The organism is Pseudomonas sp. GW823-FHT04A03 (assembly GCF_058796615.1).
Genome location: NZ_JBXAIV010000004.1, coordinates 243,166 through 260,443, shown reverse-complemented (window position 1 = coordinate 260,443; position 17,278 = coordinate 243,166). Strand labels below are relative to the sequence as shown.

17 protein-coding genes are annotated in these 17,278 nt (G+C 60.3%); 16 read left to right on the top strand and 1 reads right to left on the bottom strand.

Annotated elements, in window-relative coordinates; all coding sequences use genetic code 11:
• The first annotated feature begins 6 nt into the window (after nucleotides 1–6).
• The 16 genes from waaF (at nucleotide 7) to AC1Q9F_RS13750 (ending at nucleotide 16,658) form a co-directional block, all read left to right on the top strand.
• Nucleotides 7–1,041 (top strand): lipopolysaccharide heptosyltransferase II, encoded by a 1,035-nt coding sequence (gene waaF, locus AC1Q9F_RS13825; protein ID WP_039766536.1) that lies wholly within the window; start codon nucleotides 7–9, stop codon nucleotides 1,039–1,041.
• Nucleotide 1,042: 1 nt separating this feature from the next.
• Entirely contained in the window at nucleotides 1,043–2,104 is a 1,062-nt protein-coding gene (gene waaC, locus AC1Q9F_RS13820) for a lipopolysaccharide heptosyltransferase I (protein WP_492620094.1), read from the top strand.
• Complete coding sequence (locus AC1Q9F_RS13815; RefSeq protein ID WP_085685321.1) at nucleotides 2,104–3,225, top strand: glycosyltransferase family 4 protein; 1,122 nt, start codon at nucleotides 2,104–2,106, stop codon at nucleotides 3,223–3,225. Before waaC ends, AC1Q9F_RS13815 begins: the two co-directional genes overlap by 1 nt.
• Entirely contained in the window at nucleotides 3,226–4,032 is an 807-nt protein-coding gene (rfaP, locus tag AC1Q9F_RS13810) for a lipopolysaccharide core heptose(I) kinase RfaP (protein WP_492620095.1), read from the top strand.
• Nucleotides 4,032–4,766 carry a lipopolysaccharide kinase InaA family protein gene (locus AC1Q9F_RS13805; protein ID WP_492620096.1) on the top strand — a complete coding sequence of 245 codons (735 nt, stop codon included), beginning with the start codon at nucleotides 4,032–4,034 and terminating at the stop codon, nucleotides 4,764–4,766. The genes rfaP and AC1Q9F_RS13805 overlap by 1 nt, the downstream gene beginning before the upstream one ends.
• On the top strand, nucleotides 4,763–5,515 hold the full coding sequence (locus AC1Q9F_RS13800; RefSeq protein WP_492620097.1) for a lipopolysaccharide kinase InaA family protein: 753 nt from the start codon (nucleotides 4,763–4,765) through the stop codon (nucleotides 5,513–5,515). Before AC1Q9F_RS13805 ends, AC1Q9F_RS13800 begins: the two co-directional genes overlap by 4 nt.
• Complete coding sequence (locus AC1Q9F_RS13795) at nucleotides 5,515–6,966, top strand: lipopolysaccharide kinase InaA family protein (protein WP_492620098.1); 1,452 nt, start codon at nucleotides 5,515–5,517, stop codon at nucleotides 6,964–6,966. Before AC1Q9F_RS13800 ends, AC1Q9F_RS13795 begins: the two co-directional genes overlap by 1 nt.
• A 159-nt stretch (nucleotides 6,967–7,125) precedes the next feature.
• Nucleotides 7,126–7,461, top strand: coding sequence for a YceK/YidQ family lipoprotein (locus tag AC1Q9F_RS13790; RefSeq protein WP_492620099.1), 336 nt, complete (start codon nucleotides 7,126–7,128; stop codon nucleotides 7,459–7,461).
• Complete coding sequence (locus AC1Q9F_RS13785) at nucleotides 7,440–8,258, top strand: DUF3800 domain-containing protein (protein ID WP_492620100.1); 819 nt, start codon at nucleotides 7,440–7,442, stop codon at nucleotides 8,256–8,258. Before AC1Q9F_RS13790 ends, AC1Q9F_RS13785 begins: the two co-directional genes overlap by 22 nt.
• A 225-nt stretch (nucleotides 8,259–8,483) precedes the next feature.
• The gene (locus AC1Q9F_RS13780) at nucleotides 8,484–10,241 is read left to right on the top strand and encodes a carbamoyltransferase family protein (RefSeq protein ID WP_007952261.1); all 1,758 of its coding nucleotides are present in this window, start codon (nucleotides 8,484–8,486) and stop codon (nucleotides 10,239–10,241) included.
• Nucleotides 10,225–11,355 (top strand): glycosyltransferase, encoded by a 1,131-nt coding sequence (locus AC1Q9F_RS13775; RefSeq protein WP_492620101.1) that lies wholly within the window; start codon nucleotides 10,225–10,227, stop codon nucleotides 11,353–11,355. Before AC1Q9F_RS13780 ends, AC1Q9F_RS13775 begins: the two co-directional genes overlap by 17 nt.
• The gene (locus tag AC1Q9F_RS13770) at nucleotides 11,355–12,251 is read left to right on the top strand and encodes an antimicrobial resistance protein Mig-14 (RefSeq protein WP_492620102.1); all 897 of its coding nucleotides are present in this window, start codon (nucleotides 11,355–11,357) and stop codon (nucleotides 12,249–12,251) included. The genes AC1Q9F_RS13775 and AC1Q9F_RS13770 overlap by 1 nt, the downstream gene beginning before the upstream one ends.
• Before the next feature lie 8 nt (nucleotides 12,252–12,259).
• Nucleotides 12,260–13,660 carry a PIG-L family deacetylase gene (locus AC1Q9F_RS13765; protein ID WP_492620103.1) on the top strand — a complete coding sequence of 467 codons (1,401 nt, stop codon included), beginning with the start codon at nucleotides 12,260–12,262 and terminating at the stop codon, nucleotides 13,658–13,660.
• 84 nt (nucleotides 13,661–13,744) lie between these two features.
• On the top strand, nucleotides 13,745–14,701 hold the full coding sequence (locus AC1Q9F_RS13760) for a glycosyltransferase family protein (RefSeq protein ID WP_492620104.1): 957 nt from the start codon (nucleotides 13,745–13,747) through the stop codon (nucleotides 14,699–14,701).
• Nucleotides 14,702–14,756: 55 nt separating this feature from the next.
• Nucleotides 14,757–15,518 (top strand): glycosyltransferase family 2 protein, encoded by a 762-nt coding sequence (locus AC1Q9F_RS13755; RefSeq protein WP_207984832.1) that lies wholly within the window; start codon nucleotides 14,757–14,759, stop codon nucleotides 15,516–15,518.
• A gap of 48 nt (nucleotides 15,519–15,566) precedes the next feature.
• Complete coding sequence (locus AC1Q9F_RS13750; protein WP_492620200.1) at nucleotides 15,567–16,658, top strand: glycosyltransferase; 1,092 nt, start codon at nucleotides 15,567–15,569, stop codon at nucleotides 16,656–16,658.
• Here AC1Q9F_RS13750 and AC1Q9F_RS13745 read toward each other — a convergent pair.
• Nucleotides 16,653–17,258: a BUD32 family EKC/KEOPS complex subunit gene (locus AC1Q9F_RS13745; RefSeq protein WP_207984833.1), complete on the bottom strand. Its 606-nt coding sequence runs from the start codon at nucleotides 17,256–17,258 to the stop codon at nucleotides 16,653–16,655. The genes AC1Q9F_RS13750 and AC1Q9F_RS13745 overlap by 6 nt on opposite strands.
• Between the last annotated feature and the right edge of the window lie 20 nt (nucleotides 17,259–17,278).

Below are 17,278 nucleotides of genomic sequence, written 5' to 3'. Positions count from 1 at the left end.
AACCACATGAATATTCTGATCGTTGGGCCCAGTTGGGTCGGTGACATGGTGATGGCGCAGACACTGTTTCAGTGTCTCAAGCAGCGCCACCCGCAGTGCGAAATCGACGTGCTGGCCCCCGAGTGGAGCCGGCCGATCCTCGAACGCATGCCCGAAGTGCGCAAGGCCTTGAGCTTCCCGCTCGGCCACGGCGCGCTGGAGCTGGCGACCCGTCGGCGGATCGGCAAATCCCTGGCCGGCCAGTACGACCAGGCGATCCTGCTGCCGAACTCGCTGAAGTCGGCGCTGGTGCCGTTCTTCGCCGGCATCCCGAAACGCACCGGCTGGCGTGGCGAATTCCGCTATGGCCTGCTCAATGACGTGCGCACGCTGGATAAAGAACGTTATCCGCTGATGATCGAGCGTTTCATGGCGCTGGCTTACGAGCCGAACGCCGAACTGCCGAAACCTTATCCGCGCCCGAGCCTGCAGATCGATCCGGTGACTCGCGAGGCGGCGTTGGCCAAATTCGGTCTGACCCTCGATCGCCCGGTGCTGGTGCTGTGCCCCGGCGCCGAATTCGGTGAGGCCAAACGCTGGCCGTCCGAGCATTACGCCAAGGTCGCCGAGGCGCGCATCCGTGAAGGCTGGCAGGTCTGGCTGTTCGGTTCGAAAAACGATCACGCCGTGGGCGAAGACATTCGCGCGCGCTTGATTCCGGGCCTGCGCGAAGAATCCGTGAACCTCAGCGGCGGCACTTCGCTGGCCGAGGCCATCGACCTGATGTCCTGCGCCGACTCGGTCGTCTCCAACGATTCCGGCCTGATGCACGTGGCCGCTGCGCTGAATCGCCCGTTGGTGGCGGTCTACGGTTCGACCTCGCCGGGTTTCACCCCGCCGCTGGCCGAGCACGTGGAAATCGTCCGTCTGGGCCTCGATTGCAGCCCTTGCTTCGACCGCACCTGCCGTTTTGGCCATTACAACTGCCTGCGCCAGCTGATGCCGGACGCGGTCAACGATGCCTTGCAGCGTTTGCAGGGCTCTGTGGTCGAGGTTCATTAACTTGCGGGTATTGCTGATCAAGACTTCATCGCTGGGCGACGTGATTCACGCGTTGCCGGCGCTGACCGACGCCGCCCGGGCGATTCCCGGGATCAAGTTCGACTGGGTGGTGGAAGAAGGTTTCGCCGAGATTCCGACCTGGCACCCGGCCGTAGGCAAAGTGATTCCGGTGGCGATCCGCCGCTGGCGCAAAAACATCTGGAAAACCATCACCAGCGGCGAATGGAAGCGCTTCAAGCAATCTGTTCGGGCGAACAAATATGACCTGGTGATCGACGCTCAGGGCCTGCTGAAAAGCGCCTGGCTCACCCGCTACGTCAAAGCCCCGGTGGCCGGTCTCGACAAGGGCTCGGCCCGCGAGCCGATCGCCGCGCGCTTTTATGACCGAAAACTGGCGGTAGCCCGTGGGCAGCATGCCGTCGAGCGCGTGCGCCAGTTGTTCGCGATTGCTTTGGGTTACGACTTGCCCAAAGGCCTGGGCGATTACGGCCTGAACGTCGAGCGTCTGGTCGAACTGCCACGCAAGAATGCCTACGTGGTGTTCCTCCATGGCACCACTTGGGACACCAAACACTGGCCGGAAAGCTATTGGCGTGAGCTGACCGAGCGGGTCGGCTACCTCGGTGTCGGGATCAAGCTGCCGTGGGGCAACCCGCTGGAGAAGGCCCGGGCCGAGCGCATCGCTGCCGGCTTCAAACATGCCGAAGTGCTGCCGAAGCTGAACCTGGCCGGGGTCGGCAAAGTGCTGGCCGGCGCCCAGGCCTGCGTTGCGGTGGACACCGGTCTCGGCCATCTGGCCGCGGCGCTGGATGTGCCGACGATTTCCCTGTTCGGCCCGACCAATCCGGGCCTGACCGGCGCCTACGGCAAGCTGCAGATTCACCTCGGCAGCGATTTCCCGTGCGCGCCGTGCCTGCAAAAGAAATGTACGTATCAACCGACCGCGCAGGATGCCCGTCAGTTTGACCTGAAACGCGAGTGGCCCCTGTGCTTCACGCGTCTGAATCCCGAGCGTGTTGCCAGCCGACTGAGCACGTTGTTGATGGCTGAGGAGCTGCGCTGATGCAATTGGCTTTTGTCCTGTACAAATATTTCCCCTTCGGCGGTTTGCAGCGCGACTTCATGCGCATCGCCCTCGAATGCCAGAAGCGCGGCCACCAGATCCGCGTCTATACCCTGATCTGGGAAGGTGACGTGCCGCCCGGTTTCGAAGTGTTGGTGGCGCCGGTCAAGGCGTTCTTCAATCACCGCCGCAACGAAAAGCTCAGCGCGTGGATGGAGGCGGACCTGGCCAAGCGTCCGGTGGATCGACTGATCGGCTTCAACAAGATGCCGGGGCTGGACGTCTACTACGCCGCCGACGGCTGCTTCGAAGACAAGGCGCAGAACCTGCGCAATTCGCTGTATCGCCGCTGGGGCCGTTACCGCCACTTCGCCGAGTACGAGCGCGCAGTGTTCGCCAAAGACGCGAAGACCGAAGTGCTGATGATTTCCGAAGTGCAGCAGCCGCTGTTCATCAAGCATTACGACACGCCGCTGGAACGCTTCCACCTGCTGCCGCCGGGCATCGCCCAGGACCGTCGCCGTCCTGCGGATGCCGACCAGATTCGCGCCGGTTTCCGCGCCGAATTCAATCTGAAGGACGACGAACTGCTGCTGGTGCAGATCGGCTCCGGGTTCAAGACCAAGGGCGTCGATCGCAGCCTGAAAGCACTGGCCGCCTTGCCTGCCGAGCTGAAGAAACGCACCCGGCTGTTTGTAATCGGCCAGGATGACCCCAAATTGTTCCAGATGCAGAGTGCGACGCTGGGCCTGGGCGACAACGTGACGTTCCTCAAGGGGCGCAGTGATATCCCGCGTTTCCTGCTCGGCGCCGATCTGTTGATCCACCCGGCGTACAACGAAAACACCGGTACGGTGCTGCTTGAAGCGCTGGTCGCCGGGTTGCCTGTGCTGGTCAGCGCGGTCTGCGGTTATGCCCATTACATCGCCGAGGCCGACGCCGGGCGAGTGCTGGACGAACCGTTCGATCAGGCGCAACTGACGCAATACCTGACTGACATGTTGAACGACGACGCTGCACGGGCGGCCTGGAGCCGCAACGGTCTGGCCTTCGCCGAGACGGCCGACCTCTACAGCATGCCGCAGCACGCGGCCGATGTGATTCTGGCGGAGCACGCTTAAATGAAGTTGATGCTGGCTGAACCGTTCAAGAGCCTGTGGGCTGGCCGCGATGCGTTCGTGGAAGTCGAAGGCTTGCAGGGCGAGGTGTACCGCGAGCTGGAAGCCCGCCGGACGTTGCGCACGGAAGTCGACGGCAACGGCTTTTTCGTCAAGATCCACCGGGGCATCGGTTGGGGCGAGATCTTCAAGAACCTGCTGACCGCCAAGTTGCCGGTGCTCGGCGCGGGCCAGGAATGGAAGGCTATCCAGCGCTTGCAGGAAGTCGGCGTGCCGACCATGACCGCCGTCGCGTACGGCGAGAAGGGCAGCAACCCGGCGGATCAGCATTCGTTCATCGTCACCGAAGAGCTGGCGCCGACCATCAGTCTCGAAGACTTCAGCATCGACTGGGTCAAGCAACCGCCGCAGCCGAAACTCAAGCGGGCGCTGATCGCCGAGGTCGCGCGCATGACCGGCATGATGCACCGCGCCGGGGTCAACCACCGTGACTGCTACATCTGTCACTTTCTGCTGCACACCGACAAACCGGTGATTCCCGAAGATTTCAAACTCTCGGTGATCGACCTGCACCGCGCCCAGACCCGTCCGGAGATCACCCAGCGCTGGCGCAACAAGGATCTGGCGGCGCTGTACTTTTCCGCACTGGATATCGGCCTGACCCGTCGCGACAAGCTGCGCTTCCTCAAAGGTTACTTCCAGCAACCGCTGCGCCAGATCCTGGCTGAAGAAGCGCCGTTGCTGAGCTGGCTCGAAGGCAAGGCCAACAAGCTCTACGCGCGCAAGCAACGTTACGGGGATGCGCTCTGATGGCGGGTTGGAATCTGGAGCCTGAGTACAGTGAACTTGCGCAGCATTTCGGTAGCCTCGAAGCGGTATTTGCCCTTCAGGGCGAGCGCCTGACTCGCGATCCATTGTCCGAAGTCATTCGCGTGCAGCTCAACGGCGTCAACTATTACGTCAAGCGCTACACCGGCGCTGGCAAGGGCTTGCGACGTTATCTGGGCAAGCCCCGGGTGAAGATGGAATGGCAGAACCTCAAACGCTTCGCCAAATGGGGCATTCCCACCGCCGAAGTGGTGGCATGGGGCCTGGAGCGCAGCGGCATGGCTTATGATCGCGGGGCAATGATCACCCGTGAACTGCCACGTACCGAAGACTTGTCGGCGCTGGCCGAGCGTAACGATCCCAAGCTCAAGGATCGTGCCTGGGTCGACGGCGTCAGCCGGCAACTGGCCGGTTACACGCGTGTCATGCACGACCACCGCTTCACCCATAACGATCTGAAGTGGCGCAACCTGCTGATCGACGATCAGGCGCAGCTGTTTCTGATCGACTGCCCGAACGGCGATTTCTGGCGCGGTTTCTGGCTCAAGTACCGGATCACCAAGGATCTGGCCTGTCTCGACAAGGTGGCCAAGTATCACCTGTCGAACACCCAGCGCCTGCGCTTCTACCTGCAATATCGCCGGCGTGATCGGTTGAATGCCGCCGACAAGCAACGGATTCGCCACGTGGTGAGATTTTTCGAGGGACGCGAATGACTGATTTTCTGGCCGCTGAAGACCGTGCGCTGCTGGAGCGCCACGGTCTCGGTACGTTCGATGCGCTGTGGTCCAAGCAACTCGACGCCGTGGATGAGCCCAACACCGATGGCGGCGGCTGGAGCAGCGTGTTTCGTCTGGAGCTGGAAGGGCATGGCTATTACCTCAAGCGCCAGTGCAATTACTTGACCCGCACCTTGCATGCGCCATTCGGCGAGCCGACCTTCGCGCGGGAGTTTCGCAATATCAGTCGTTACAACAAGCTCGGCATCCCGGCGTTGCAGGCGGCGTTCTTCGGTGAGCGCAAGGTCAACGGCGAAGTCCGTGCGATCCTGCTGACCCGCGCGCTGGAGGGCTGGGACGATCTCGATTCGCTGTTGCAGCGCTGGTCGGAACTCGATGCCGCGCAGCAGTCGGCGATTCTCAAGGCTTGCGGCCTGTTGGCGCGTCATCTGCACGGTATGCGTCAGGTGCACGGCTGCTTTTATCCAAAACACATTTTCCTGCGCGCCGAGAGCGATGGCTATCAGGCGCAGTTGATCGATCTGGAGAAGACCCGCCCGTTGCTGTTCGGCATGCGTGACCGGGTCAAGGATCTGGAACCGCTGCTGCGCCGTGCGCCGGAGTGGAGCGACGCGCAATTGCGTGAGCTGCTGGCGGCGTATCTCGATCAATCGATGGACAGTTCGCTGGTCGACAGCTGGATCATGCGGCTGACCGCGCGGCGCAGTCGCAAGGAGACCCGCTGATGCAGTTGTCCGACTTGAAAAATGCCGGGCGCACGCCGAGTCTGCCGTTGACGGTTTCGCTCGCGGATGCGGCGGGCGTTGCCGATTTGCAGTTGCTCAGTCTGCTGCGGGTGTTGCCGGGGCAGCGTTACGTAGGTGCCGGTGTGTGGCGCGGGCGTCCGGTGCTGGCCAAATTGCTGGTCGGCAATAAGGCTGCGCGGCATTTTCAGCGTGAACTGGAAGGTGTGAAACTGCTCGCCGCCCAGGGCATGACTACACCGTTGTTGCTGGCCGACGGCCTGAAGGACGGCGAGGGTGGCTGGCTGCTGTTCGAGCTCCTCGAAGGCGCCGAAAGCCTGGGCGATGCCTGGAACAAGGTCGAATCCTTGCCGGTGCTGGCCGACGAACAGTCGGCGGTGCTGGCCGAAGCGCTTGGTGCCATCGGTCAGTTGCACGGCAAAGGCCTGTGGCAGGAAGACCTGCACCTGGACAACCTGCTGCGCCACGGCGGTCAGTTGTATCTGATCGATGGCGCGGGTATCTGCGCCGAAAACGCCGGCCAACCGTTGTCCCGCCAGAAAGTGCTGGAAAACCTCGGGGTGTTCTTCGCCCAGTTGCCCAAGTCGCTCGAGCCGTTCACCGAAGAATTGCTGGTGTATTACCTGCTGAGCAACAGCGAGCACGCGCTGCCGCTGGAAGCCCTGCAAAAGCAGATCGACAAGGTCCGCGCCTGGCGCTTGAAGGATTACCTGATCAAGGTTGGTCGTGAGTGCACGCTGTTCAGCGTCAAGCGCGGCGCGTTCGGTCTGCGGTCGATTCGCCGAGAGGAAGAGCCCGCCATGCTGCCGGTGCTGGAGCAGGCCGATGCCTTGCTCGATCAGGGCCATCTGTACAAGACCGGCGGCGCGGCCAGTGTCGGCAAGGTCGAGGTCGCCGGGCGTCCTCTGGTGATCAAGCGTTACAACATCAAGAATTTTGCCCATTGGTTCAAGCGCTTCTGGCGTCCAAGCCGCGCCTGGCATTCCTGGCGTGAAGGCAATCGTCTGGCGTTCCTTGGCATCGCCACACCAAAACCGCTGGCAGTGCTGGAAACCCGTTTTCTCTGGCTGCGCAGCAAGGCCTATCTGATCACCGAACATCTGGCCGGGCCGGACATCATCGAGCGCTTTGCGCCGTACGTTGAAAGCGGCGAGGCGCCGGAAGCCGAGTTGCAGGCGCTGGATCAGCTGTTTGCACGGTTGATCGCCGAACGCATCAGTCATGGCGACTTCAAGGGGCATAACCTGTTCTGGCAGGAAGATCGCTGGGCGCTGATAGATCTGGATTCGATGTGTCAGCACGGCTCGCTGGGCAGCTTCGCCCCGGCCTATGCCCGGGATCGTGCGCGGTTCATGCGCAACTGGCCTGAGAGCAGCGCGCTGTATCAGGTGATTGATCAGCGGTTGCCCAAAGATGTAGCGGGCACTGCGTGATTGTTTTCGCCAGCGCGTAAGACATTTCTGCAGTTGGATCCGGGTGAGGCATGTGGCGACAAATCCTTGTGACTTGTCCTACGGCCTTCCCGGAATCCATGAACTGCCCCTCGCAAAACCCCGATGCTAGTTTGCCCCGACGTTCCCGGAGGGCAAATCTTGAGCATCAAAAACGCTATCACGATCGGCGCATTTTCCCTGGCACTGTCCGGCTGCGGCACCGCCGTTACGGTGCTGCAGGACGATGAAGACGCCACGCGCGGCCTGCGTAAACAGAAGACCTACTGTCAGTCGATTCCGCGCATCTACAGCGGGCTCGCCCATGATTTCTGCCTGCTGCACGCGCCGCCTGATCCTACCGGCATTCTGGTGCCGGTCGTCCTGCTCGACCTGACCCTGTCCGGTGTGTTCGATACGGCTTTTCTGCCGTATACGATCTATCGCCAGGCGGTGGACGGGAATATCAGTGTTTATTGGCGATCAAGCCGGGGGTAATTACCTTGCCCCCAACCAGTGAATACAGCGATGTCATCGTTTATGTCGATGAGAGCGGTGATCATGGGATGCAGACACTGGATCCCAACTATCCAGTCTTCGTGCTCGCGTTTTGTGTCTTTCATAAGAGGCATTACTGCGAGAAAGTCATTCCTGCTTTACAGAAATTCAAGTTTGCCCATATGGGACACGATCTGATCGGTCTGCATGAGCTCGAAATTCGTAAAGAAAAAGGAGCGTTTTCTGGCCTCTTCATGTCCAGAGAACACAAGAATGCTTTTCTTGAGGAGCTGACTTGCATCATTGAAGCCAGCAACTTCGTTCTGATCAGTTGCGTCGTAGACAAGGCTTCTCTTCGTGAAAAACAAGGCACGGGACACAATCCTTATCACCTCGCTCTTGGCTTTTGTCTGGAAACGCTCTATGAGTTTTTGCAGGAGAAGAATCAACAAGGGGCACTGACGCACGTGATTTTCGAGCGCCGAGGAAAGCGAGAGGATAACGAGCTTGAGTTGGAGTTTCGCAGGATGTGTGGTGGGGCGAATCGATGGGGTATTCAACTGCCGTTTGACATCGTTTTTGCAACCAAACAGGTGAATTCCACCGGCCTGCAGCTAGCCGATCTTGTTGCGAGGCCCATTGGTATGAGCGTGTTGAGGGCGGGTCAGGGAAATCGTGCTTTTGACGTGCTCAAACGCAAGTTCTATTGCAGCGGGGGGCGGAGCAAAGTTGGAGAGGGTTTCGAGAGTTGGGGTTTGAAGATTTTCCCATCCCCAGAAAGCGAAAAGCCCCGATGATCTCACCGAGGCATTAGCGCCGACCGGGATCTCCCAGTCCATTTGTGCTGGAGTCTATGTCGATGCCACTCGAGTGTCAACGCACCGGCCGGCCAGTTCCGCTAGAGGTTTGTCGGCGCTTTTAAGCTATAATCCCGCCCTTTAGCTGTCTCTCGCCCGGTGCGAGGGCACATCATTTTTCAAGGCGCATCGCGCCTGAATGCAGACTAAAGAGGCTAGACCCCTGTGGCATTGACGATTCTTGGCCTGTCCGGCGCCCTTAGCCATGATCCTTCAGCAGCCTTGTACATCGACGGCAAGCTGGTCGCGGCGGCTGAGGAAGAGCGCTTCGTACGCGATAAACATGCAAAGAACCGCATGCCCTACGAATCGGCGAAGTTCTGCCTGGAGCAGGCAGGTATCAAGCCGTCCGACGTTGACGTGGTCGCGATTCCGTTCGCCCCGATCAGCATTTTCGGCAAGGCTCGCTGGCAGTACGCCAAGCGTTACTGGTACGCCCCGGACCGCGCACTCGACGCGATCCTGATGGGCAACCGTCGCTACAAGCGCTATCGCAACAAGATCGTCTGGTGCCTGGAGCAACTGGGCTTCGATCCGAAGAAAATCAAGATCGAGCCGGTTGAACACCACCTGGCCCACGCTTCCAGTGCCTACCACTGCTCGGGTTTCAAAGAGAAAACCGCGATCCTCGGCATCGACGGCAAAGGCGAGTACGCCACGACCTTCTTCGGTTACGGCGAAAACGGCAAGATCCACAAGATCAAGGAATTCTTCGATCCGGATTCCCTCGGCGGCCTGTACGGTGCGATCACCGAGTTCCTCGGTTTCGACATGCTGGACGGCGAGTTCAAGGTCATGGGCATGGCGCCGTACGGCGACGCCAGCAAATACGATTTCTCGCGCCTGGCTTCGTTCGAGAACGGCGAGCTGGTGATCAACACCGACTACGCCAACGTCATCGGCCTGCGTCGCTATAAAGAGAAGGGCAAGGGTTACTACTTCTCGCCGAAGCTGATCGAGTGGCTGGGTCCGAAGCGCGAAGGCGACATCGCCGACGAGCCGTACATCCACTACGCCGCCAGCATTCAGGCGCTGTTCGAAAAAATCGCGCTGCAGATGATCGACTACTACCTGGGCGACGTGCTCAAGGAAACCGGCAAGCTGGCCTACGCCGGCGGCTGTGCGTTGAACGTCAAGCTCAACCAGAAAATCATCGCCCGCGACGACGTCAAGGAACTGTTCGTACAGCCTGCCTCCGGCGATGCCGGCACCGCAGTCGGCGCAGCGGCCTACGTGTCCAATGCCCGTGGCGTGCCGGTCGAGAAGATGGAACACGTCTACCTCGGCCCGTCTTACAGCAACGAAGACGTGATTGCCGCGTGCGCCCGTCACGAGAACAAACCGACCTGGCGCAAGCTCGACAACATGCCGGAGCAGATCGCCAAGATCATGGTCGATGGCAACCCGGTGGCCTGGTTCCAGGGCCGCATGGAGTTCGGTCCGCGTGCACTGGGTGGTCGTTCGATCATCGGCTGCCCGAGCGTGGCTGGCGTGGCTGACCGCATCAACCACCAGATCAAGTTCCGCGAGCGCTGGAGGCCTTTCTGCCCGTCGATGCTCGACACCGTTGCGCCACAGATGATCAAGATCGATCACCCGGCGCCGTTCATGACCTTCACCTTCGAAGTGGCTGAAGAGTGGAAGACCCGCGTGCCGGAAGTCGTCCACGAAGACGGTACGTCCCGGGCCCAGGTGCTCAAGCGCGAATACAACCCGCGCTACTACGACATGATGAAGGCGCTGGAAGTGCTGACCGGCAACGGCGTGTCCCTGAACACCTCGCTCAACCGCCGTGGTGAACCGATGATCTGCTCGCCGACCGACGCCCTGAACATGTTCTTCGGCTCGGATCTGCAGTACCTGATCATGGAAGACATCCTGGTGGTCAAAGAAGGCGCAAACGCTTATGACACGCTCGGCTGAACGCCATGTGCTGCAGTTCTGTCACGGCTATGACGGGCCGTTCCTCGACTGCGCGCGGCAGTACGCCAGCCTGTTCGCGGGCACCGGTTATCGGGTCACCACGGTCTTTCTGACCGGGGCTGCCGATAGCGAGGTGGCCGCGGCCTGCGCCTCCGATGAAGTGTTGTTCATGGAATACAGCTCCAGGGCCATTCGTGGCCTGAAGCTGGGTGCCATCGGCGATCTGCGCAAGATCGCCGCTTCACGCAATTTCAGTTTCTGCATCGCCCATCGATTCAAGCCGATCTACATCGCCTTGCTCGGCACCTCGCTGCCGGTGATTGGCGTGCACCACGCGTTTGGCGATTACAAGCGCGGTTCGCGCAAACTCTTCGCGCACATTTTCCGCAAGCGCCTGAGCCTGCTCGGCGTGTCCGATGCGGTGCGCGACGACATGCGTCGCTGCCTGCCGAAGTGGCCGGCGGTACGCATCCAGACCCTCTACAACCGCATCGATGTCTCGGCGTTGCAGATGAGTCAGGTGCCGGCTGCTGAGGCCCGCGAGACTCTCGGTCTGTCGGCGGATGCGTTCATTGTCGGCAACGTCGGTCGTCTGCACCCGGACAAGGATCAGGCCACGCTGCTGCACGGTTTTGCCGCGGCACTGCCCGGACTGCCGGCCAACAGCCAACTGGTGATTCTCGGCAAGGGGCGGCTTGAGGATGAACTCAAGGCGCAGGCCCGTGAACTGGGTGTCGGTGATCGCGTGCTGTTTCTCGGTCAGGTGCCGGACGCGCGCAATTACTTCCGCGCATTCGATGTGTTTGCCTTGAGCTCCGACCATGAACCGTTCGGCATGGTGCTGCTGGAGGCCATGGCCGCCGGCGTGCCGTTGCTGGCCACGGCGTGCGGCGGGGCGAAGGAAGTGGTTGAAGGCGTGGGCATTCTGTTCCCGCTGGGCGACGCCGAACATCTGGCCCAGGGCCTGAAACATCTGGCCGGCATGGACGAGCAACAGCGTCGTCAATGCGCCGAGATGATGCTCGATCGCCTGCGCGAACGCTTTTCCGATCGCGCCGTACGCGACACCTTCTGGCATTTGCCGCAAGTTACCGATCTGGCACCGAGGGGCTGATGCTCAACCGATTTCAAGGCTGGCGCGAACGTGGCTGGTCGCCCGTTGACGCCTCAACTTATGCACAGGCCTGGCAGCGATTTGGCGGCAGCGTCGCGACCCATCCGATGGTGGTCGAGCGTCTGGCGAATCTGGCAGGCATCCCGGTGCGCTATTTGGCCTGGGAACAGCAGGGCGAAGTCAAAGCGGCGATCCCGACCTGGGGCCGCGATCTGGCTTTGTCCAAGGACGTGCTCAAGCGTAACGGAAAGAAAGGCCTGTTCGACCTCGGCAACGCCGAGCTGATCCTGCCGGCCGCCGTCGATGCCCAGGCCCCGCTGCGCCATCGCGGACGCTACCTGTCGGCGCTCAACGAAAACCGCTTCAGCGGCCTCAAGTTGCAGACCGAACAACTGGCCATGGCCCGTACCCCCGAAGAACTGTCGAAGAAGTTTCGCTACAACCAGCGCCGTGAACTGCGCCTGCTGGAAGAGGCGGGTGGGGTGGTGCGGCCGGTCAGCGATTTTTCCAGTGCCGAACTGGCAGCCATTTATTGCGATCTGTTCCAGCGCCGCTGGGGGTTTCCGGCCACTGGTGCGGCACGCATGGCCGACGTCATCGAGTTGCTGCGCGAGCTGTTGATCGGCTCGGTGATCTTCCTCAACGACGCGCCGATCGCCATTCAACTGGTGTATCGCGTCGAAGCGCCGGAGTGGATCAGCGTCGAGTACATCAACGGCGGCGTCGACCCTGAAACCCGTGAGTTCAGCCCCGGCAGCGTCCTGAGCTTCCTCAATACGCAATCTGCCTGGGAGCACGCGCGGGCCCTGAACAAGCCGCTGCGCTTTTCCTTCGGTCGCGCCGACCGTGAATACAAGGATCGCTGGTGCAATCCTGTGCCGGTCTTCACCGTATGAGTCAGCCCATGAGCCGCAAACAGCAACTGCTCAAGCGTCACCGGCGCAATAAGCGTATCGGCCTGTTGATCGCACTGATCGTATTGATCGTCCTCGGCGTGCTGGTGGCCTGGTGGTTGCCGCTGGTGCTGGCGCTGGTCGGCTGGATCGCTCACGAAGCGTGGTTCGCCGATCACTTGTTCTACTCGCCGAAAGACGATTACCAATACAGCTTTCCACCGTTCACCCCGCAACCAAAAGTGCATTTGAGCGGCGAGCAATTGCGTCTCGACGAGGGCGTGATGCTGGTGGACGACGCCACGCTGATCCTTGCGGTGAAGATCAAAAGTAGCTGGCTGGGGCGCTTCTTCGATCCTCGGGTCGAGTTGGTCGGTGGCACCCATCCCGACGTGCAGACGTTCGAACGTGGCGTCAACGGCCTGCGTTATCTGAATCTCAGCGGTCAGGCGCAGGCCCTGTCGCAAGGGCTGTTGCGTTTGCGCGGACGCTTTTGCCGGGTGTACGGCGAGCCGGTGCTGTGGGCGCTGGAACAACCGGACTACCGCCAGCAGCGGGTGATGGTCATCGCCCCTCACGCCGACGATGCCGAACTGGCCGCCTACGGTCTGTACAGCCAGGCCAGTGAAGCCTGGATCGTGACCCTGACCGCCGGCGAGATTGAAGCCGAACACTATCAACAGATGGGCCTGAACAAGGTCGAGGCGGCACGGCTCAAGGGTCGCTTGCGTGCCTGGGACAGCCTCGCCGTGCCGCGCTGGGCCGGCGTGCCACAGGAACAGTGCGTGCAGCTCGGTTATTTCTGCCTGCAACTGGCGGCGATGCAGGCTGCGCCGAATCAACCCATTGGCTCGCGCGAGGCCGATCTGAGCGACACGCGGATGTTCCGTCAGTTGAATCCGTTTGCCTTGCCCGGCGATGCCGATGGCGCGCCGACCTGGAACAATCTGCTGGCCGATCTGCGCGACGTGCTGTCCCGCGCGCGCCCGGATGTGATCGTGTTGCCGCACCCGACGCTGGATCCGCATCCCGATCACATCTGCGCCCAGGAAGCCGTGCTGGAAGCCTTGCGCGATCTTGACTGGCAACCGACCTTGCTCGGCTACGCCAACCACCTGCACGACAACGATCGCTGGCCGATGGGCGACAGCGGGCAAGGTATCGCCCTGCCGCCGACCTTCGACTCGTCGCAACTCATGCAGCCATTGTGCGTGCCGTTGACGCTCTCGCAGCAGCGTGACAAGGCCATGGCCCTGGGCATGATGCACGACCTGCAACCGCCGGCTCCGTTCAAGCGTCGCCTGCGACGCGCGCTGCAGCGTTTGCTTGCGGGACGTGGTGGCTCGCCCTACGGCGAAAACGAATTTTTCCGCAAGGCTGTACGACGCCATGAACTGTTCTGGCGTTTATAGATGGTACGGGCCTGAAGTCCGCCCGCTTTCGAGCGGAACGACTTTCAGGCGTTGCTCTGTTTGCCTGTCGCGGCAAGGAAGACGATGAAAGTTTTATTTCTGGTGCAGAAAGATCAGCGGGCCATTCTGGATCGCTTGTACGAAGGTGTTGCGGCGCATTGCGAGTGCGATCTGCGATGGCTGAGCAGCGATGAACAGCGCAACCTGCGTCGCTATTTCCGACGCGAAGTCGACGTTACGCAATATGACCGCATCGTGTTTTTCCTTCGCTTCAAGCAGGAAATTCGTCAGGTCGGATTTATCCGCACGATCCCCCATCTGGTGATTCTGGAGCACGATGCCTACCAGAATTACATTCCGTGCAAGTACACCGGCAAGTTCAGCGCGCATTACCGTCGCTTGCCGTGGGCGCGAGTGATCAGCTCCGGCTTTGTGGTCACTGAGCGCCTTCGTCAGGAGGGCTTCGACGCGGTGTTCGTGCCCAAGGGTTACGACCAGTCACAACTTGAAGATCAGGGGCGCGAGCGGGATATCGAGCTGGCTTTCGTGGGCAGCACCAACAGTGTTGCCTACAGTGGTCGTAAAGCCTTGCTCGACGAGCTGGGGCGCGTCGAACCTCTGGTGGTCACTCGCACGAAATCGGGAGAGGAATACCGCGACACGCTCAACCGGATCCGCTTTTTCGTCAGTGCCGACGTAGGCATGGGCGAATTCATGATCAAGAATTTCGAAGCGATGGCCTGCGGCTGTGTATTGCTGGCGTTTGATCAGGGGGCAGAGGAAAGTCAGGCCCTGGGGTTGAAGGACATGCACAACGTGGTGTTCTACAAGGACATTGCACAGCTTCAGGAGAAGCTGGCGTTGTTGCGCAGTGATCCGGAACTGGCGCCGCGGATTGCGCGCAACGGTCGCGAGCTCGCTGTCAGTCAGTTCAGTTTTGCACGAATTGGCCAACGTATCGTCGAAGAGCTCAAGCCAGAGCTGCGGGCTCGTGCGCCGCTGAGCCTTCTGGAAAAAGTGCGCCTGAAGCTGGGCATTTGACAAGCACCAGCCGGCAATCGATATTGCTGGCGACTTTTACCTTATTGAGAATCCGGTGCAATTTACTCAAGAAAGTGACATCACCCTGGTGGTCACCAGCTGCGGTCGAATGGATCTGCTCAAGATAACGCTTGAGAGCTTCGACCGGTTCAACACTGCTCCCATCCGTGAAGTGTTCATCACGGAGGATGCGGGGGATGAAGGTGTGCACGCTGTGATTCCTGCTCATTGGAAGGAGCATTGCACCGTATTCATCAATCGACCGAAGCTGGGTCAGCTGGCATCTATCGATCTGGCTTACGCACATGTCACCACATCCTATGTCTTCCATTGCGAAGACGACTGGGAATTCTATCGCCCGGGATTTGTGGAAGACTCCAGAGCCATTCTCGACCTGCGTCCGGAAATTCTGCAGGTCTGGCTGCGTAGCTATAATCATGACTTGCGGGTGCACAGTCCTTACATTCGGCTGGAGGCGCGGGAGATCGTCGGCACGGTAGCGTGTTACCCGTTGGTGTCCGACAAGCCCGAGTGGCAGGGCTTTTCTCTGAATCCGGGTTTGCGCCGGATGAAGGAATATCGCTTGTGCGCACCTTTTGCCGGATTCAGTGGGGAGAAGGCGCTGTCCATTCGCTACGCAGACTTGAACCTGACGGCCATGACGCTGGAAGCGGACGCCGTCATGCACACGGGTTTCGGTCTGCATGTGCAAACGGCTGTCGAGCGTCAGCGCAAGGCGCGCCGCAGTCGTCGCGAACAGATAAAGTTCGTATTGTCTTTGCTGTTGGGAGTCTGCATTGGCTGGTTCATCAATTAAATGCACCGCAGCTTTTTTCCAGAAACCCAGGTATTGGCTTCGTTCCCTATGAGTATTCTCAACGTCATGTGGGCCGGGGGTGCTCCGTTTGCCTCAACTCATAAGGTGCATCAACAGATCTTGTCTCAGGCCGCGTCGTCGGAGCCGGTTCAAACCTGGTTGCTTCAAGGCCGCGCCTGCGAAGGTGGGCTGAGTGTTGGTGAAGTGACGGAGTGGGGGCTGTCCTCCGCCCGGTTGAAGGGGCGGCATTTCTGGCGGCTAACTAGACCCTGGATGCGCTCCAGATTTCAGAAAGCCGTCAAAAACAGTGGCGCACGCGTAGTACTTCTCGATGGCCTTGGCGTAGCGCGTACATTACTGCCCGTACTCGAAACCATGCCCGACGTTCGTGCGGTGGTGGTCTTTCATGGTTCGACGCGGCTTCATCCCGAGGATCGCGCGCTCTTTAACCGAATTCCGGCCTCGCAACTGACGCTGGTTGCTGTCTCTAACACCCTCGCGGCGTCGTTGTGTCAGGACTTGCAGATTCAGGTCATGACGCTGCGCAGCGCTTTCGATCCTCTGGCGTTTCGTGCCGACCTTCTCCCTCGGGAACAGGCGCGTGCGCGATTGGGTCTTGCTCTGGACAAGCCGGTATTGGGGGCTGTCGGGCGACTGGTCGCGGGCAAGGGGTTTGGATGCCTGCTTGACGCTTTCGCCGAGGCATTGCTTCAGCGACCTGATCTGCAGTTGGTGATTCTTGGTGAGGGTACGGGGCGCTCCGTGCTGGAGGCGCGGATCGACGAGCTGCAATTGCGTGGCAAGGTCTTGCTGCCGGGGCATCTGGATGATGCGGCTCAGCTCTACCGGGCATTCGATTGGGTTGCCATGCCATCGCTGAATGAAGGCCTGGGGCTGATCATGCAGGAAGCTGTCATGGCGGGCGTTCCGGTTTTATCCAGTGAGCTGGAGGTGTTTCGCGAACAGTTGGCCGATACCGGCTGGTATGCCCCCGTTCAGGATGTGGACGCCTGGCGTGACGCGATCCTGAGGGCGTTCAGCGCATCGGCCGAAACAGTCGCCGCCGAGCAATATCAGGCGCTGGCGCCTGACCAGTCCTGGCTCGATTTCAGTCAGGCCGCCCACGACCTGCTTTCATGAGGAAATTACGGCCTGTTCCAGTGCTTGCATTGGAAAGGTTTCGTTCAGCTTCTCGCGTTCAATATAGCGAGCGAAATGTTGCAGGTTGCGCTTGATCAGATATTGGGGCAGCGGCGCCCGCAAAAAACGCATGTCTGCTACATCGATCAGGCCCATGCGGTTGTCGGGCGTGACCACAATGTTGCCCAGGTGCAGTGAGCGGAAATAGATCCCCGATTCATGGAGATTGCGGATCAGGCCGGCCAGGTCTGGCAATGCCTGCGGCCACGAAAAGCCTTCCTTGCTGGAAATCTGGCGCAACGTCTCTCCCGGCAATGGCCGGTAGAGCACAGCGGTCATGCCGGGAGCTTGCAGTTTGTATAGCTGCAGAACCTGAAGGGTTGGGACACCCAGCCTTTGCAGTCCGACGGCGTTGTCAATGAAGCGTTTCGAGTAGGGGCGCCACAGTGCGGATGAAAAAAACCGTTTGCGGCGGAATAGTTTAAGAATATTCCCATCCTGCAACAGGTAGACTTTCGGCCCGTAGCTATCGGCCTCCAGTATTCTGGCACCGTCAATCATTTGATTTAAAGCGGCCTCTGGCAGCCGAGAAAATTGCATTGTGAAAAGCCTTGTGGGAA

Coding starts and splice junctions, on each gene's coding strand:
- AC1Q9F_RS13760 (WP_492620104.1), top strand. CDS start 13,745: ATGAAAGTTTTATTTCTGGTGCAGAAAGATCAGCGGGCCATTCTGGAT.
- AC1Q9F_RS13775 (WP_492620101.1), top strand. CDS start 10,225: ATGACACGCTCGGCTGAACGCCATGTGCTGCAGTTCTGTCACGGCTAT.
- AC1Q9F_RS13770 (WP_492620102.1), top strand. CDS start 11,355: ATGCTCAACCGATTTCAAGGCTGGCGCGAACGTGGCTGGTCGCCCGTT.
- AC1Q9F_RS13800 (WP_492620097.1), top strand. CDS start 4,763: ATGACTGATTTTCTGGCCGCTGAAGACCGTGCGCTGCTGGAGCGCCAC.
- AC1Q9F_RS13795 (WP_492620098.1), top strand. CDS start 5,515: ATGCAGTTGTCCGACTTGAAAAATGCCGGGCGCACGCCGAGTCTGCCG.
- AC1Q9F_RS13745 (WP_207984833.1), bottom strand. CDS start 17,258: ATGCAATTTTCTCGGCTGCCAGAGGCCGCTTTAAATCAAATGATTGAC.
- AC1Q9F_RS13750 (WP_492620200.1), top strand. CDS start 15,567: ATGAGTATTCTCAACGTCATGTGGGCCGGGGGTGCTCCGTTTGCCTCA.
- AC1Q9F_RS13805 (WP_492620096.1), top strand. CDS start 4,032: ATGGCGGGTTGGAATCTGGAGCCTGAGTACAGTGAACTTGCGCAGCAT.
- AC1Q9F_RS13765 (WP_492620103.1), top strand. CDS start 12,260: ATGAGCCGCAAACAGCAACTGCTCAAGCGTCACCGGCGCAATAAGCGT.
- rfaP (WP_492620095.1), top strand. CDS start 3,226: ATGAAGTTGATGCTGGCTGAACCGTTCAAGAGCCTGTGGGCTGGCCGC.
- waaF (WP_039766536.1), top strand. CDS start 7: ATGAATATTCTGATCGTTGGGCCCAGTTGGGTCGGTGACATGGTGATG.
- AC1Q9F_RS13815 (WP_085685321.1), top strand. CDS start 2,104: ATGCAATTGGCTTTTGTCCTGTACAAATATTTCCCCTTCGGCGGTTTG.